Below are 17,255 nucleotides of genomic sequence, written 5' to 3'. Positions count from 1 at the left end.
TACTACCCTGGTGACATATAGGCATCGCCGAATTCTTCCGATGACATGAGAAAGACTCCGACCACCCTGCCCTTTTCAGTTTATTTTTGCCAGCGTGAAATAGCCCGCCAAGCTGTATTCGATCAGCACGGTTCGCTGTACGAAATTTACTACGAATTCAACGCGTGAAAGATGGGCGCGACTGCCCTCCCGGACATGCGTTATGTCGCATGATGGGCGATAGCTTGCACCATCTCGTCGATGTCCCGGTCGTGGATTTCGTGCCCGCCGCCTTCGATCCGGTGCAACCGCGCATTCGGCACGGCCTTGGTGAAGGCCTCTCCATGGGCAATGGGAAACAAGGGATCGGCCGTACCGTGGATCGCAAGAACCGCTATCGTGAGATCGGAGGCTTTCAGCCTTGCGGGTTCCTCCCCGCCCACCAGCGCGAAATGGTTGGTGGCGCTGGCAAATGACGGCGCCCGAGCCATGTCGCGCGCAATCAGCGCACTGACGGCTTCGGCATCATGCGGATGCCTGGTGCCGGCGAGCATGGCAGCATCGCGGCGCAGGAAATCGGCGATGGCCCCGAGATCGGACCAGTCGACTGCCTCGCCCGCCGCGGAATGCTCCCGATAGGCTTTGGTCGAAGGCGGCAGTCCCTCGACCGCGAGCGGCGAGGTGCTGATCAGCGTGAGCGTAAGCACGCGGCGGGAATGGCGCAATGCGGTCTCCTGCGCGACGAAACCACCCATCGACATGCCGACCAGATGCGCCGCTTCCAGGCCATAGCCGTCGAGAACCGCCATGACGTCGTCGGCCAGATCGCTGAAAGAGTAGCCGGGTTCGCCTTGCGGATAGTGGGTGGCGAGGCCGGTGTCGCGCTGGTCGTATCGGATCACATAATGTCCCTGAGCGGCCAGGTCCCGGCAGAACCTCTCCGGCCACCACAGCATCGAGGACATCATCCCCATGATCAGCACGATGGGCGGGCTGGATGGCGCGCCGAAAGCCTGCGTCTGAAGTTTCGCGCCTTTGACTGCGACCGATTTCTCGGTGACGCGGGATGATCCGGCCCATTCCATATACACCATCCTTCTGCTTGCATATCGCAACTGGATTCGACATTGCATATCTGATCCTATTATGCAATCAGTTTGTGGCGAAGGACCTGGTATGCTCCGGCCTTCGGGCCGTCCAGTATTCGGCAGCGGGATGCGCTTCTCATAGCCACGACAGAACCGGATGGACCTCATGGCGTTGGACTGTGCCGATTTCTACGACGCGGAATTGTCCCGGCATAATCGCCATTTACGGGCCGCCGCCAGTGTCGGCCCAGGCGACCGGGTGCTCGATATTGGTTGCGGTGCCGGCCAGACCACGCGCGAAGCCGCCAGCATCGCGGTGGAAGCGGGTGTCGTCGGCGTCGATACGTCCGCCGAGATGCTCGCGATTGCGCGACAACGCAGCCTGGAGGCGGGCTTGAGGAACGTCGCCTTCGAACAGGGCGACGCACAACACCATGCCTTTCCGGCTGCCGTCTTCGATTTGTGCATCAGCCGGTTCGGCGTGATGTTCTTTGCCGATCCGGCCGCCGCCTTCGCCAATATCGCGCGGGCCCTGCGCCCCGGTGCGCGCCTGGCATGGATGGTGTGGCAAAGCCAGGAGCGCAACAGGTGGTCGGGCGCCATCAGGCAGGCACTGGCTCCGGGAGGGGTGATTTCCGTCGATGCCGGCAAGCCGTTTTCACTCGGGGATCCTGCAGTGGCCACGGCGCTTCTCCGCACCGCCGGCTTCACCTCGATCGACTTCGCTGAAGTGAACGAGCCGGTCTTCTACGGGCCGAATGTCGATGCCGCCTTCGATGCCATCGCCGGCCTCTATCTGGTGAAGGACGCGCTCGCGCGCACGGACGAACCACCGGATCGGCCCCTGCAGCGGCTTCGAGATCTGCTGGACGCCCATATGACGGCCGAGGGCGTGCTTTTCGACTCGCGCGCCTGGATCATCAGCGCCGAACGGGCGAGGGATTAGTGGAAATGACAGGGTGAGGGGCAATTTGCCCCCAGCCCGCGCCAGCCAGGGCGCCTTGCAGAACGATCCGCCATTCTTGCTTGCCGTCGCAAGGCCCCGGCGGTGTAGAAGGGACGCAAAGGACTTTGCTTGCCCGATGATTCCTGACGATCTTCCAATATTGCTGCGTCGCCGCACCGCCACGACCATCGGCGCCGTCGTTCTCGGCCTCGTCGCCCTTGCCTTCACCTGGACAGCCGACCAGGCCGCGAAGCTGTTCGAGCTGATGGTAGCCAAAGCTCCCTATGCGCCACTGGTGGTGACGCCCCTCGGGCTCGCTCTCCTGGCCTGGCTCACGCGTCGTTTCGCTCCCGCAGCGCGGGGCTCCGGCATTCCCCAGATAAGTGCCGGCGCCCGCGATCCCCGTCATGCCGTTGCAACCGGCCTGATCTCCATGAAGGTCGCCGTCTTCAAATTCGCGGCGACGGTCGGCGCCATCCTGGTCGGCGCTTCGGTCGGTCGCGAGGGACCAACGGTGCAGATCAGCGCCGCAATCATGGCCTTCATGCATCGCCTGCTGAAGATCGACCTGTCGCCCGCGGTGATCATTGCCGGTGGGGCGGCAGGGGTTTCCGCTGCCTTCAACACACCGCTCGCCGGCATCGCCTTCGCCATCGAGGAACTCGCGGCCTCCTACCACCAGCGCCTCGCTCTGCTGGCCATGGCGGCCGTGATGATCTCGGGCCTGGTCAGCCTGGGCATTGCCGGCGACTACATCTATTTCGGGTCCGTGCACGAAGCGCTGCCGCTCGGCGCCGCCCTGCTCATCGCGCCGCTGGCCGGCGTGATCGGCGGCATCACCGGCGGCCTGTTCTCGCGGGCGATCCTGGCCTTCGGCGCCACGGCGCTCGCCCCGATTGCGGCGCTACGTCGCCGTCCCATCCGCCTTGCCCTGGTCTGCGGCCTCCTGGTTGCAATCCTCGGCGTACTCAGCCAGGGCGCCACCTGGGGCACGGGCTATGAGGTCGCCCGCCGGCTGGTGGAATCCCACGCCGAGCCCCTCTGGTTCGGGCCGGCCAAGTTCCTCTCGAGCCTGATCACCGTGCTGTCCGGCGTGCCGGGCGGGATTTTCGCACCCTCGCTCGCCACGGGTGCGGGAGTCGGCAATCTGATCGCCCTCGCCTTTCCCGATCAGCCGCTCGGCGCCATCGTGCTTCTCGGCATGATCGGCTATTTCGTCGGTGTGGTCAGGGCTCCGCTCACCGCCGTCATCATTATTTCGGAAATGTCGGACAGCCGCGCCATGGTGCTGCCCCTGCTCGCGGCCGCCATCATTGCCGACGGGGTCTCGGCCCTCATCTGCCGGGAAAAGCTCTACCACGCCCTGGCCAAACCCTTCCTGGCGCCCGGCAACCGGACAGATGGTGACGAAGTTAAGGCCTGATTCAGCTTGTTGCCGAATTGTAATGATCGAAGCGAGATCAATGACTTTTCTGAATTTCCTTCAACAATTTTTAAGCGAGCGCTCCTAGCCTGCAGCTCACATGGTCATTCGAATTGTGTGAGCGTACCCATGACCGAAACTCTTCGCCCTCGGGTGAAATATGTCATTGGCCCCGACGGCAGCCCCCTGACCGTTGCGGACCTGCCACCTCCCGGTACCCAGCGCTGGGTGATCCGGCGCAAGGCAGAAGTGGTGGCCGCCGTGCGCGGCGGACTTCTGAGCCTCGAGGAGGCCTGCAACCGCTATGTGCTGACCACCGAGGAATTCCTGTCCTGGCAGGCCTCGATCGACCGCCACGGCCTGGCGGGTTTGCGTACCACGCGCATCCAGCACTATCGTCAGTAGACTCGGGATCAGGCCTTCCGGCCTGCTCTTTCCGCTTGCTGCGGATACGACAGTCCAAGAGCAGGTTGCGATGATCAAAAGCCGCAATCTGCTCTTTTTTGTCGCGCGGCGCGCCACATCTCCACGGCCTATAATAGCCTGTTGATCTGCGAGATCGGGTTCATGCTCCCCGCACAAAGGGTCTTGGCGTCATACCAAGGCTCGACGATGCCGACCGGGCGAAGCATGACCTTCCTGGACATGACCTTCCTGGAAACGCTGGCGTCCTCGCCCGCTCTTTAAAGCGCTCAGGCCGGCCGATCGGAAGCGAGGACGGACGCCAGCGACGCCACGAATAGACAACGTCCGGACGCCTTGGGTTGGCCGGTCCAGCGCTGCGAACGCTTCGCTGTCGTCTGCCCATCGCGGGGATTTCCGCCGGGTGCACCGACGTCGGGGCCTGGAAGAGTTCGGACGCGCCTACGCCAGAGATGGCCCGGAACTTGCTTGACTGGAGGTCTGTTCACACAATCGCGGCGATTGCATGAAGACCGTCCCACGGCAAAGGCCCAGCGACAACGCGACGTCGAGCGGGGGCATGGTCGTCGCGCCGCACTGGCTCGCCACAGAGGCCGGGGCAAAGGTCCTCGAACAGGGGGGCAATGCCATCGAGGCGCTGGTTGCCGCGAGTGCGGCACTCTCGGTCCTCTATCCACATTTTTGTGGTCTCGGCGGAGACGCGGTTTGGCTTGTTGCCGATCGCGCGGGCTCTGCCACCGTCTTCCTGGGTATCGGCCAGGCGGCGAGGTTCATCCCCGATCTGCCTGCCATCCCGCTCCGCGGGCCGCTTTCGGCCATGACGACGGCGTGCCTCGCCGACAGTTGGGGACAAGTCCTCGACTACTCCCACAGCCACTGGCAGGGCCGATTGTCCATCACCGGCCTGCTCGACGACGCCGTCGCGCTGGCACAGGACGGCTTCGACGTCAGTCCTTCTCAAGAATTCTGGCATCGTTTCCGCGCAAGCGAGGTCACGCAATGGCCTGGCTTCCAAGAGATCTTCTCCCGGGACGGCATACAGCGCCAGCCGGCTTTGGCGAGTTCGCTGCGCGCCATAGCCGATCGCGGCGTGCGCGAGTTTTACGAAGGCGAGCTGGGCGCGCGCATCGCGTCGGGCCTCCGGGCCGCCGGTTCACCCCTGACTGCCGCGGATCTCGCCAGCACCCGCACACTCCGTGAGCAGCCGCTTATGCAACGCTATCGCGACGTGACCCTTCTTGCGCCGCCGCCGCCGACGCAAGGCGCGACGACGCTTGCCATCATGGGCGTCTTGTCTTCCTTCGATCTGGGCCGGCTCGACCCTGCCTCGGCCGAATTCTATCACCTCCTCGTGGAAGCCGTGAAACGGGCTTTCCTCGATCGCCCATCGATCGCCGACCCCGCCTTCGCAGACGTGAATGTCGCGCGGTTGCTCGATGGGCGCCGGTTGGCTGCGAAGGCACGCTCGATCGATCTCGACAGGGCGTTGCCTTGGCCGCACCCCTTCCAGACCGCCGACACGGCCTTCCTGGCGGCGACGGACAGCGCGGGCAGGAGCGTCGCCATGCTGCAGAGCCTTTATTTCGACTGGGGCAGCGGCGTCGTCGCCGGCGACACCGGCATCCTGTGGCAGAACCGCGGCGCGGCCTTCAGCCTCGATCCGGCGAGCCCGAACTGCATCAGGGCCGGCAAGCGTCCCTTCTACACGTTGAACCCCGGTATCGCCTTGAAGGACGGGCGTCCTTGCCTGCTCTACGGCACTCAAGGCGCCGACGGACAGCCGCAGACCCTCGCTCTGCTGCTGTCGCTGCTGATCGACCACGGGCTCGATCCGCTTGCGGCGCTATCCCGGCCGCGTTTCCTTCTGGGACGCACCTTCTCGGACAGTCGCGACAGCCTGAAGATAGAGGCCCATGCCGGAGATTTACTCCTTGCCGAGCTTGCGGACAGGGGACATCAGGTGGGCCGGATCGAACCCTTCAGCCAACTCGGCGGACATGCCGGCATCATTCGCCTCCGACCCGACGGGACGATCATCGCTGCACATGATCCGCGCAGCGATGGCGGGGCGATCGGTCTTTGACGATGAACATTCCCCCAGCCGACCTGCTTATCCGCAATGCCCGCCTGCCGACCAGTGAGGAACCGGTTCACTTGGCGATACGGGATGAGGCGATCGTCGCGATCGGGCGAGAACTTCGCTGTGAAGCGGTTGAAATCGTCGACGCCGACGGTGCGCTGGCTTGCGGCGGCTTCGTCGACAGCCACATCCATCTGGACAAGGCCTGTATCCTCGATCGCTGCCGCATCTGCGAGGGTACCTTGGCGGAGGCGGTGCGCGAGACGGCAAGAGCCAAGGCGTCCTTCACCGAGGCGGATGTCTATGCACGGGCCGCTGGCGTCGTCGAGCAGGCCATCATACAAGGCACCATGGCGATGCGCAGCTTCGTCGAGGTCGATCCGCGCGCCGGCTTGCGCTCCTTCGAAGCCGTCAAACGCGTTCGCCGGGATTACGCGTTCGCCATCGATATCGAGATCTGCGCCTTCGCGCAGGAAGGGCTCACCAACGAGCCGGAAACGCTAGGTTTGTTGAACGAGGCCCTGGCGGGCGGAGCGGATCTGGTGGGTGGCGCTCCCTACACCGATCCCGATCCGGCTGGACAAATCAGCCTGATCTTCGACCTCGCGCAAGCGCACGGCGTCGCTGCCGACTTCCATCTCGATTTCGATCTCGCACCCGAAAAGAGCAATCTGCCCGTCGTCCTGAAGGAAACGATACGACGCGGTTGGCAGGGACGCGTTTCGCTCGGACACATGACGAGCCTTTCGGCGCGGCCGTTGCATGAGGTTGAAGCGATCGCGACAGGGCTCCGGGAGGCCGGTATTGCAGTGGTGGCCCTACCAGCCACCGACCTGTTCCTAAATGGCCGCGAGTATGAGCGACTGGTGCCGCGTGGGGTCGCTCCGACTCATATTCTGGCCTTGAGGGGCGTGAATGCCTCGATCGCCACCAACAATATTCTCAACCCCTTCACGCCATTTGGCGATGCCTCACTCCTCCGCATGGCGAACCTCTATGCCAATGTCGTTCAACTTTCGCGCACCGAGCATCTGCGGCTCGTCTTTGACATGATCGGTCCCCTTGCAGCGCGCGGAATGCGGCGCGCATCCGGCCTATCGGTTGGAGCGGCAGCCGACATCGTACTGATCGACTGCGTGACGCCCGAACAGGCGATACGCGAGAACAGCCGCGTGATACGAGGCTGGAAGCGCGGTCGCCCGACATTCCGTACGACGAGGCCGGAGATCATTCGTCGAGATTACTGATGTCGCCGGGCTGCAACGCCAGAGGCAGTCGAATTCCCCAGCTGGAGCAAAGCGCATTTGGACCGAAACGCTTGTTGCTAGCCCCGCAGGTCCTTGCGCAGGATCTTGCCGACATTGGATTTCGGCAGGTCGTCCCTGAATTCCACGAATTTCGGTACCTTGTAGCCGGTGAGATGCTGCTTGGCATAGGCGCGCACCGCCTCGACCGTCAAAGCGGGATCGCTCCTGACCACGAAGGCCTTGGGTGCTTCGCCGGCCGCGCCGTCTGGCACGCCGATCACCGCTGCTTCCTTGATCCCCGGCATCTTGGCCAGCACGTCCTCCACCTCGTTGGGGAAGACGTTGAAGCCCGAAACCAGGATCATGTCCTTGCGCCGGTCGACGATGCGGAAATAGCCGGCTTGATCCATCACGGCGATGTCGCCGGTGAGGATCCAATCGCCGCGCATCACCTTGGCCGTCTCGTCCGGGCGGCGCCAATAGCCGGCCATCACCTGCGGCCCGCGCACGGCGAGTTCGCCGGGCATTCCGAGCGCCACCTCGTTGAAATCGTCATCGACACATTTGACATCGGTATCCGGCAAGGGAACGCCGACAGCCCCATTATGCCCCGACCCGAACGGGTTGAAGCAGACGACGGGCGACGTTTCGGTCAGGCCGTAGCCCTCCCCCACCGGCACGCCGACGGCCTTGTGCCAGCGCTCGGCGACCGCAGCCTGCAGGGCCGTGCCGCCGGCGATGCAGACCCTGAGATGGGGCTTGGGCATGGCGGTGAACCAGGCCTCGTTCAGCAGGCCGTTATAGAGCGTGTTGACGCCGGTGATGTAGCTGACCGGATATTTCTCGAAAGCCTTGCGCAGATTGCTCAGGGGACGCGGATTGGGCACCATCAGCACATGGGCGCCGCGCGCCGTGAAGGTGAGGAAATTCACGGTGAAGGCGAAGATGTGATAGAGCGGCAGCGCCGTCATGATCACATCGTCCCGCGTGAAGGCGCCGCCCCCGAAGGCCAGCACCTGCAGGACATTCATGACCAGGTTGCGGTGGGTAAGCATGGCCCCCTTGCTCACCCCGGTGGTGCCGCCGGTATATTGCAGGCAGGCCGTGGCCGAGGCGTCCATGCCGGCGGTGATGTCCGCGACCTTCAAGCCACGCGCGAGCTTGGCCTGGCCGAGTGCCAGGGCCTGCCTGAGGCGGATATGCGGGAAAGTCGCGGCGGGAATCTCCTTGCGTACATGTTTCTGCACCAGGCCGATCACGGTACGCGGCCAGCCCGGGAAGAATTCGGCCGCGCCGATCAGGACCACATGCGGCACCTTCACCGTTGCGAGGGTCTTGGCGGTGCGGTCGGCGAACATGTCGATCACCACCAGCACCGAAATGCCGCCATCGGCGAAGACAGCGCCCGCCTCCTCGGCCAGGTAGAGCGGGTTCACGTTGACCAGTACGCAGCCTGCCTTGAACACGCCGAAAGCGACCACCGGATAGGCAAGCCCATTGGGCGCCTGGATGGCCACGCGCGAGCCCGGCGGCAGTTTCAGCTCGGCGTGCAGATAGGCGGCGAACTGATCCGACAGTCGATCGGCCTCGGCAAAGCTCAGCGAGCCATGCATTCCGTTGGGCATGACGCAGGTGTAGGCGGTCTTGCGCGGGGTCTCGCGCGCACTCTGGACGATCATGTCGCCCAGCAATCTGTAGGGCACCTCCCCGACATGCGGTTTCATGTCTCCGTCATAGGCCGCCAACCATGGCCTTTGCTCAGACGAAACCGCCGTCATGATTCCTCCCAATCCGTTTATGGTTGACGATATCATGACGGAATTGTCGCGTCGGGCAAGCTGGCTCGAAACGGACGCACATTAATTCGGGGGAACGAAGTAGAATTCCGTGGTCAAGCCCGACAGGCGCTCCGGACGCTGCTTGTCCCCCGTCGCCTCCTTCACCTCGGCCGTCACCCTCTTCATCAGGGTTTCGACCTCCACACCCGGCGCGCCGACATTGTCGAGAAAGGCGCGGGTGAAGGGAGAGTTGCGCCCGGTGCCGTCCGCCGCCACGTCATTGGGCTGGGTGGCGAACACCACCAGCGTATCGGGCGAATCGACCGTGATGCGGGCAAGCCCGCGCGTCTCCGCATAGGCCCGATTCCGCGCCTTCAGCTGAGCCTTGAGGGCATCGGCAAACGGATTGTTGCGGCAGCCGTCCAGAAAGACCAGCGTGGTCTTGGCCTGCGTATCCACGGTCTGCAGCAGGCGCTGCAGCGACACGTTGAACTGCTGGACATCGAACAGGCTGCGCACCCTGGTATCGACAGGCAGCAGCCAGTTCTCGCCATCCACCTGCATGGCGTGGCCGGAATAATAGAAGACGGCGACATCGGCGCCTTGCGCCTTGGCGACGAAGCGCTCCACCGTGTCGGAAAAGCCCGCGAGAGTGAGGTCGTAGCCGGTCACCACCTCGAAGCCGAGCTGGCTCAGGCGAGCGCTGACATCGGCGGCATCGTTGTGGGGATTGGCAAGGGGAGCCTGCGGATAGGCGGCGTTGCCGATCACCAGGGCAACGCGGCGCTGCGCCTTGATGGCCGCGAGCGCGCCGGCCATGGGCGCCACATTGGCGCCGGACGGCGGAACGGATGCTACCGCGCCGGACTTCTCGACGGCGGCCAGCAGGTCGCGCGTGTTCAGGAAGTCGGACTTCTGGGCGAGGATGTTGCGGAAATCCGCCGCGGCCAGGTCGAGCTTGCCGAGTTCCTTGTAGGCCTGGCCCCTGCCGTAACGCGCGTTGAGATAGGAAGGATCGAGGTCCAGCGCCTTGGTGAAATCGGCGATTGCGAGCTCATAGTCCTTTTTCAGGCCATAGGCGCCGGCCCGCCCGCTCCAGGCGAGGACGGTATCCGGCTGGAGGGCCAGAGCACGGTCGTAGTCGGCGATCGCTTCGTCGAAGCGCTTGGCGAGTACGTAGTTGTTGCCGCGATTGACGAGGGCATTGACATAGGTCGGATTGAGCTTGAGCGCCTGGGAGAGATCCGAAATTGCCCGGTCGGTCTGCTTGAGTTCGGCGTAGACATTGGAGCGGCCGCTATAGGCGTTGAAGAATTTCGGGTTGATGCGGATCGCCTCGCTATAGCTCTTGATCGCCTCCTCGTAGCGGCCCTGGTTGAAATAGACGTTGCCGCGGCCGTGATGAGGATTGGCATCCCGCGGATCGAGCTTGATGGCCTGTCCGAAATCCTGGAGGGCGAGATCGTTTTCGCCGCGCCAGAAATGCACGTTGCCACGGCCGACATAGGCCGTCTCGTTCCTCGCATCGAGGCGCAGCGCCTCGACGAAATCGGCCAGCGCCTCGTCATAGCGCTGCAGGCTGACATAGGCGTTGCCACGGTTGGAAAAGGCATAGGTGCGAAACTGCTCTCGCCGTCCCTCGGGCAGATCGAGAAACTGCGTGCAGGCTTTGACGCTGGCTGCCGGATCCTTTGCGATGGCCCGGCAACTCTGCCAGAGCGCCTCGACGGTGGCCGGTGCCGTCCTGGCTGGCGCGATCGTCGGCATTGCCCACAAGGCACCGACCAGTATCGCTGCCGGGATCAGCCGTTTCCCGAGCTCCATGGCAATCACCTCGTTCATGAAAAAGGCATGATGAAATCAATGGCTTGCGCAGGCTGTTCCATGCACAACACCAGACCATGCCCGAACTCGGCATCGCTGTCCAAAAGGAAGGGGCGGACCTTGCCTGGGACATGGCCATCCCTGCCCTAATGCGGTTCACTTAAGCATTTTCGAATCTGCTCGCCCTTTGTCATTGTCGGGCTTGACCCGGCAATCCAACTCCCCGACGGTTTGTGCGTGCGGCTTTCTGGGTAGCCGGGTCAAGCCCGGCTATGACAAACTCGCAGTGGCTCCTGCCTAAGTGGACCGCATTACATCCCCGCTCGGTTTGCGAAAGCGAGCGTCAGCCCATCTTCACCATGACGTGGCGCGCCACGGTGTAATCTTCCAGGGCATACATCGACAGGTCCTTGCCATAGCCGGAGGACTTGACGCCGCCATGCGGCATCTCGCTCACCAGCATGAAGTGGCAGTTCACCCAGGTGCAGCCATATTGCAGGCGCGAGGCCATCTGCATGCCCCTGGAAATGTCGCGGGTCCACACCGAGGAGGCCAGGCCGTAGTCGGAATCATTGGCCCAGCCGAGAGCTTCCTCGACATCGTCGAAACGCGTCACCGAGACCACCGGCCCGAACACCTCGCGCCGCACGATCTCGTCGCTCTGCAGGGCCCCGGCGACCACGGTGGGTTCATAGAAGAAGCCCTTGCCGGCCGCCTGGTGGCCACCCGTGGCGATCTCGATATGCTTGTGCTCGGTGGCGCGTTCGACGAAGGAGGCGACGCGCGAACGCTGGCGCGCCGAGATCAGCGGGCCGATATCGTTCTCGTCATCATTGGGCTGGTTGTATTTCAGCCCTTTTACCGCACCGGCGAGTTCGGACACCAGATTGTCGTAGATCTTGCTGCCGGCATAGATGCGGCAGGCGGCGGTGCAATCCTGGCCGGCATTGTAATAGCCGAACAGCTTGACGCCCTCCACCACGGCCTCGAGATCGGCATCGTCGAACACGATCACCGGCGCCTTGCCGCCGAGCTCGAGATGGGTGCGCTTGACCGTCTTGGCGGCCGCCTGCAGCACCTTCTTGCCGGTGGCGATATCACCCGTCAGCGACACCATCGCGACCTTGGGATGATGGATCAGGGCATTGCCGACGCTCTCGCCGCGCCCGACCACGACATTGACCACGCCTTCCGGAAAGATCTCCGCAATGCTGGTGGCGAGCTTGAGCAGGGTCAGCGGCGTCTGCTCGGACGGCTTGATCACGATGGTGTTGCCGCCCGCCAGGGCCGGCGCCAGTTTCCAGGCTGCCATCATCAGGGGATAGTTCCAGGGTGCGATCGAGCCGACCACGCCGACGGCATCGCGCCGGATCATCGAGGTGTGCCCGGCCAGATATTCCCCGGCGACCAGCCCGTGCATGTTGCGCACGGCGCCAGCGAAGAAGCGGAAGCAATCGACGACGCCGGGGATCTCGTCCTGCAGCACGCGGATGCGCGGCTTGCCGCAATTGAGCGCCTCCAGCGTGGCATAGGCCTCGGCATCCTTCTCGATCGCATCAGCCAGCTTGAGCAGCAGGGCCGAGCGCTCGGCCGGGGTGGTGCGCGACCAGCCGGCGAAAGCCGCAACTGCCGCCTCCACGGCCTCGTCGACCTGTTCGACGGAAGCCTCGGGGAGGTCGACCAGCGTCTCCTCGGTCTTGGGATTGAGCACCTTTTCCGGCGCCTCGGTGCCGGGCACGAATTTCGAACCGATCAGCATTTTGGTATCGAGCATGGCGATCTCCTTGGGCATTCCAGAAGCGTTTTCCAGAAAAGTCGACGGACTTTTCGCTTAAGAAAACGTGTCAAAACAAAGAGTTTGAGCAAGGTGCGATTGAGAGATCGCACCTTGCTCAAGAGGCTTGGTCATTTGCCGGAGCCGGCGACGCTCTCGCCTTCACGGGTGAGGTAATAGGCGGCCAGGATCGGCAAGGCGGTGACGAGGATGACGATCACTGCCACCACATTGGTGACCGGGCGCTGGCGCGGCCGGATCAATTCCGACAGCATCCAGATCGGCAGGGTCTGCTGCTGGCCGGCGGTGAAGGTGGTGACGATCACCTCGTCGAAAGACAGGGCGAAGGCCAGCATGCCGCCTGCCAGCAGGGCCGTGCCGATCGAAGGCAGGACGACATGGCGGAAGGTCTGGAAGCCGTCGGCTCCAAGATCCATCGAGGCCTCCATCAGCGAAGGCGACAAGCGGCGGAAACGCGCCACCGCATTGTTATAGACGACCACGATGCAGAAGGTGGCGTGGCCGAGCACGATCGTCCAATAGGAGAAGGGTATGTCGGCCAGGTTGAAGGCGGCCCGCAAGGCGATGCCGGTGATGATGCCCGGCAGGGCGATCGGCAGGATCAGCAGCAGCGAGATGGCTTCCCGGCCGAAAAATCTGGTGCGCGACAAGGCTGCCGCCGCCAGCGTGCCGAGAATGATGGCGAGGATCGTCGAGACCAGCGCGACCTTCACCGAGAGCCCCAGCGCGGCCCAGACATCGGGCCGGTTCCAGGCGACGCCGAACCACTTTAGCGTGTAGCCCGGCGGCGGGAACTCGAAGCTGCGCTCCTCGGTGGTGAAGGCATAGAGGATGATAAAGAGAAGCGGCAGGTGCAGGAAGAGCAGGCCGGCGGCAGCGGCAAGGCGCAGGCCCAGCGGTGAGTGGTTCTCGGTCATGGTGCCCTCGCCGGAACGCCGATAGCTGGCGACAGAGTTGCCGCAGGCCGAATGCCGGCGGGCACCGATACGCCGGTCGTACGAGATGATGGGCCTGACAAAAGAGCGCGACATAGGAGTCCCCTCGCCCCGTTCTTACGGGGAGAAGGGGTGGCTGACGTTGCGTCTTTGCGCCTTGAGCTAGCATTCATGGGCACGATACCCGCGCTCTCTTTGCGATCACAGCGCATCGAAGGCCCCCAATCGTTTGGCGACGGTGAGGAAGATGCCCATGATCAGCACCGGCACCACCGAAAAGGCTGCGGCCAGCGGGATGTTCCCTGCGGTGCCCTGCTGGGTGTAGACGACCTGGCCGAGGATCAGCGAGGACGGTCCGACGATCTGCGGCACGATGTAGTCGCCGAGGGTGAGCGAGAAGGTGAAGATCGCCCCAGCCACCACGCCGGGAAAGGCCAGCGGCAGAATGACCTTGCGAAAGGTCTGGCCCGGACTGGCGCCGAGATCGCCGGAGGCCTCGATCAGCGAGCCTGGCACGCGCTCCAGCGCCGCCTGCACCGGCAGGATCATGAAGGGCGTCCACAGATAGAGGAACACCAGCACCATGCCGGTATAGCTCACCGAGAGCGAGGGGCCGCCGAGGATGGGCAGCGACAGCCAGGCCTCCAGCAGCCATGCAAGGCCCAGCTTGGCCATGATCCAGCCGATCACGCCTTCCTTGGCCAAAAGTAGCTTCCAGGCATAGACCTTGACCAGATAGCTCGACCACAGCGGCATCATCACCGCGATATAGAACAGCGCCTTGATGCGCCCGCGGGCATAGCGGGCGGCATAATAGGCGATCGGGAAGGCGATCACGGCGGAGAGCAGCGTCACCACCGCCGAAAGGCTCACCGTGCGGATGATGATGTCGAGATTGGAGGGCGACAGCAATTCGCCATAGGTCTTGAGCGAGGGCTCGCGCACGATGGTGCCGGAGAACTCGTCGATCGAAAAGAAGCTCTGCGCCAAGAGGGCAAAGAGCGAACCGAGATAGACGATGCCGAGCCAGAGCAGCGGCGGCACCAACAGGAGCAGGAGATAGAGCCCACGCCGGGCGACCAGCACATCCGAGATGCGCCGCAGAAGGCCGTCCCGTGGGGCCTGAAGGGTGGCGAGGCTCATCACGCGTCCTCCATCAGGTGCAGCGCCTGGCGTGGAAAGCTGACGCGCACGGCCGCTCCCTGTTCCGGCGGCGTGCCGATGGCGGCGGGAATGGCGGCGCTGAGGCGGGCGCCGTCATCGGTGCGCAGTTCCAGGCGATTGACGGCGCCATGATAGAGCACCTGGGTCACGGTGCCCGGCACCACCACGGCATCGCCGGCGGCGCCCACGCCCTGGGGCAGCAAGGTGATCTTTTCCGGCCGCAGGCTGGCCGCGCTGCGCACACCGATCCAGCCCTGCGTCTGGCCCGGCTCGATCACATTGGAAGATCCGACGAAATCAGCGACGAAGCGGGTGCGCGGCCGCTCATAGATGTCCTGCGGACTGCCGACCTGGGCGATGCGCCCCTCGTTGAACACGGCGACGCGATCGGCCATGGACAGGGCCTCGCCCTGGTCGTGGGTGACGAAGACGAAGCTGAGGCCGAGGGAGCGTTGCAGCGCTTTGAGCTCGCTTTGCATCTCTTCGCGCAGCTTGAGGTCGAGAGCGCCGAGCGGCTCGTCGAGCAAGAGAACCTTGGGCCTGACCACCAAGGCGCGGGCGAGCGCCACGCGCTGACGCTGGCCGCCCGAAAGCTGGCCGGGCCGGCGGTCTTCCTTGCCCGCGAGCTTGACCATGGCAAGGGCCTCGCGTCCCTGGCGGTAGCGTTCCTGCCTGGCGACCCCGCGGATCATCAGGCCGTAGCAGACATTGTCGAGAATGTTGAAATGCGGAAAGAGGGCATAGTCCTGGAAGACGGTGTTGACCGGGCGCCGATAAGCCGGCATGCCCTCCACCGCTTCACCGAAGATCTCGATATGGCCTCCGGTCGGCTGCTCGAAGCCCGCGATCAGGCGCAGGCAGGTGGTCTTGCCCGAGCCGGACGGCCCCAGCATGGCGAAGAATTCGCCGGGCGCGATGTCGAGATCGACGCCGTCGACCGCCTTCACACTGCCGAAATGGCGCTGGACGCCGCGGAACGAGACGGCAGGAGTGGTGCTGGTTACAGCCATGAGGATACCTCGAGGACGGGAGACGCAACCTGGGCTGGTTCAGCCGCCTCTATCTGGACGAAAATTTCATGGCCCGCATGGGCACAAAGGCGAAGCGCTGGTACGCCGATCTTCAGATCGGCATACCCTGGAGAAAGTGCGATTTCCGCTCGACCTTTGTCATTGCCGGGCTCGACCCGGCAATCCAGCCCCCACCGAGCGCTGTGGGCGGGGCCGTTGGATGCCCGGATCAAGTCCGGGCATGACAAAGGTAGCACTTCGAGTATTTCCGAATAAGCGCCTTCGTCGCGCGCGCCTGCCTCAACGCCCGCCGATCACGGCGATATAATCCGTGACCCAGCGGTAATAGGGCACGCAGGCGCTCTGCGTGGTGCATTTGGCCACCGGGGTGCGCCAGAACTTGATCTTGGGGAAATTGTCGAAACCGTTGGTGGCGCAGCCCGTATCGGTCAGCAGCGCATTGCCCTTGCAGGCCGCCGGAACGGAGGGAAGCGAGCCGAACCAGGCGGCGACATCGCCCTGAACCTTGGGCTGGATCGAATGTTCGAGCCACATATAGGCGCAATTGGGATTGGCGGCATCGGCGGCCATCATGGTGGTATCGGCCCAGCCCGTCGCCCCTTCTTCCGGCACGGTGGAGGCGATCGGCTTCTTGTCGGCCCGCATCAGATTGACCTGGAAGGGCCAGGAACCGGACGCGACCACGCCTTCATTCTTGAAGTCGTCGACCTGGATGTTGGCGTCGTGCCAATAACGCTGGATCAGGGCATGCTGCTGGCGCACCAGCTCGAGCACCGCCTTGTACTGGTCCTCGTTGAGCTCATAGGGATCCTTGATGCCGAGCTCGGGCTTCTTGCTCATCAAGTAATTGGCGGCATCAGCGAGGTAGATGGCACCATCATAGGCCTGGATGCGACCCTTGTTGGGCTTGCCGTCCGGCAGGTTCTGCGGTTCGAACACCACGCTCCAGCTCTTGGGCGCTTCCTTGAACACGTCGCTGTTGTACATCAGCACATTGGGGCCCCACTGATAGGGCACGCCGTAATGCTTGCCGTCGACCGTGTGCCAGGGTGCGTTCTGCAGGCGCTCGTCGACGGTCTTCCAGCTCGGGATCAGCGAGGTATCGATCTCCTGCACGCGCTTGCCGGCGACCAGGCGCAGGGAGGAGTCACCCGACGCGGTGACGAGATCATAGCCTCCCTCGTTCATCAGGGCGACCATCTCGTCGGAGGTGCTGGCGGTCTTCACATTGACCTTGCAGCTGGTCTTCTTCTCGAAATCGGTGACCCAGTCATAGCTCTTGTCGGTGTCGCCGCGCTCGATATAGCCGGGCCATGCCACGATGTTGAGCTGGCCCTCCCCCTTGCCGATCTCCTTGGCGAGCGCCGGTACGGCCACTGCCGTAATACCCGCCAACGCCACAACCCATCTAAGCCTGGACATGGTGCTTTTCCTCTGGTTGCCGTCCGTTCGAATACAGGGCGAATTCTTGATTGAGGCGAGCATGCCTTGGAAAAGCCACAGGCGCCACACCATTCGGGAGATCGATGATATCGATTTTTC

Annotated in this window: 13 protein-coding genes; 5 read left to right on the top strand and 8 right to left on the bottom strand. The window is 63.7% G+C overall.

Annotated features, from left to right (window positions below; translation table 11 throughout):
* Positions 1–200 precede the first annotated feature (200 nt).
* The gene (locus ABXS05_RS19610; protein ID WP_367625092.1) at positions 201–1,064 is read right to left on the bottom strand and encodes an alpha/beta fold hydrolase; all 864 of its coding nucleotides are present in this window, start codon (positions 1,062–1,064) and stop codon (positions 201–203) included.
* A gap of 169 nt (positions 1,065–1,233) precedes the next feature.
* Between ABXS05_RS19610 and ABXS05_RS19605 the strand changes: the two genes are divergently transcribed.
* From ABXS05_RS19605 to ABXS05_RS19585, 5 genes are all read left to right on the top strand, one after another.
* The gene (locus tag ABXS05_RS19605; protein ID WP_367625091.1) at positions 1,234–2,013 is read left to right on the top strand and encodes a class I SAM-dependent methyltransferase; all 780 of its coding nucleotides are present in this window, start codon (positions 1,234–1,236) and stop codon (positions 2,011–2,013) included.
* Between the two features lie 136 nt (positions 2,014–2,149).
* Positions 2,150–3,436, top strand: coding sequence for a chloride channel protein (locus ABXS05_RS19600; protein ID WP_367625090.1), 1,287 nt, complete (start codon positions 2,150–2,152; stop codon positions 3,434–3,436).
* 129 nt (positions 3,437–3,565) lie between these two features.
* The gene (sciP, locus tag ABXS05_RS19595) at positions 3,566–3,841 is read left to right on the top strand and encodes a CtrA inhibitor SciP (protein WP_068297942.1); all 276 of its coding nucleotides are present in this window, start codon (positions 3,566–3,568) and stop codon (positions 3,839–3,841) included.
* Between the two features lie 577 nt (positions 3,842–4,418).
* On the top strand, positions 4,419–5,942 hold the full coding sequence (locus ABXS05_RS19590; protein WP_367625089.1) for a gamma-glutamyltransferase family protein: 1,524 nt from the start codon (positions 4,419–4,421) through the stop codon (positions 5,940–5,942).
* A gap of 2 nt (positions 5,943–5,944) precedes the next feature.
* Entirely contained in the window at positions 5,945–7,186 is a 1,242-nt protein-coding gene (locus ABXS05_RS19585) for an amidohydrolase family protein (RefSeq protein ID WP_367625088.1), read from the top strand.
* Between the two features lie 77 nt (positions 7,187–7,263).
* On the opposite strand, the gene ABXS05_RS19580 is transcribed toward ABXS05_RS19585, so the two are convergent.
* From ABXS05_RS19580 to ABXS05_RS19550, 7 genes are all read right to left on the bottom strand, one after another.
* Positions 7,264–8,910 carry an AMP-binding protein gene (locus ABXS05_RS19580; RefSeq protein ID WP_367625087.1) on the bottom strand — a complete coding sequence of 549 codons (1,647 nt, stop codon included), beginning with the start codon at positions 8,908–8,910 and terminating at the stop codon, positions 7,264–7,266.
* 135 nt (positions 8,911–9,045) lie between these two features.
* The gene (locus ABXS05_RS19575) at positions 9,046–10,788 is read right to left on the bottom strand and encodes a tetratricopeptide repeat protein (protein ID WP_367625086.1); all 1,743 of its coding nucleotides are present in this window, start codon (positions 10,786–10,788) and stop codon (positions 9,046–9,048) included.
* A gap of 343 nt (positions 10,789–11,131) precedes the next feature.
* Positions 11,132–12,562 (bottom strand): gamma-aminobutyraldehyde dehydrogenase, encoded by a 1,431-nt coding sequence (locus tag ABXS05_RS19570; RefSeq protein WP_367625085.1) that lies wholly within the window; start codon positions 12,560–12,562, stop codon positions 11,132–11,134.
* 131 nt (positions 12,563–12,693) lie between these two features.
* Positions 12,694–13,500 (bottom strand): ABC transporter permease, encoded by an 807-nt coding sequence (locus ABXS05_RS19565; RefSeq protein ID WP_367625126.1) that lies wholly within the window; start codon positions 13,498–13,500, stop codon positions 12,694–12,696.
* Positions 13,501–13,719: 219 nt separating this feature from the next.
* Positions 13,720–14,661, bottom strand: coding sequence for an ABC transporter permease (locus ABXS05_RS19560; protein ID WP_311932832.1), 942 nt, complete (start codon positions 14,659–14,661; stop codon positions 13,720–13,722).
* A complete protein-coding gene (locus ABXS05_RS19555; protein ID WP_367625084.1) occupies positions 14,661–15,692 on the bottom strand; it encodes an ABC transporter ATP-binding protein in 1,032 nt (343 codons plus the stop codon). The genes ABXS05_RS19560 and ABXS05_RS19555 overlap by 1 nt, the downstream gene beginning before the upstream one ends.
* Before the next feature lie 300 nt (positions 15,693–15,992).
* Positions 15,993–17,135: an ABC transporter substrate-binding protein gene (locus ABXS05_RS19550; RefSeq protein ID WP_367625083.1), complete on the bottom strand. Its 1,143-nt coding sequence runs from the start codon at positions 17,133–17,135 to the stop codon at positions 15,993–15,995.
* Between the last annotated feature and the right edge of the window lie 120 nt (positions 17,136–17,255).

Origin of the sequence: Labrys neptuniae (assembly GCF_040797145.1) — a bacterium.
GTDB classification, from domain to species: Bacteria; Pseudomonadota; Alphaproteobacteria; order Rhizobiales; family Labraceae; genus Labrys; species Labrys neptuniae.
The sequence above is the reverse complement of the archived record's forward strand: the minus strand, read 5'-3'. Positions and strand labels throughout refer to the sequence as shown.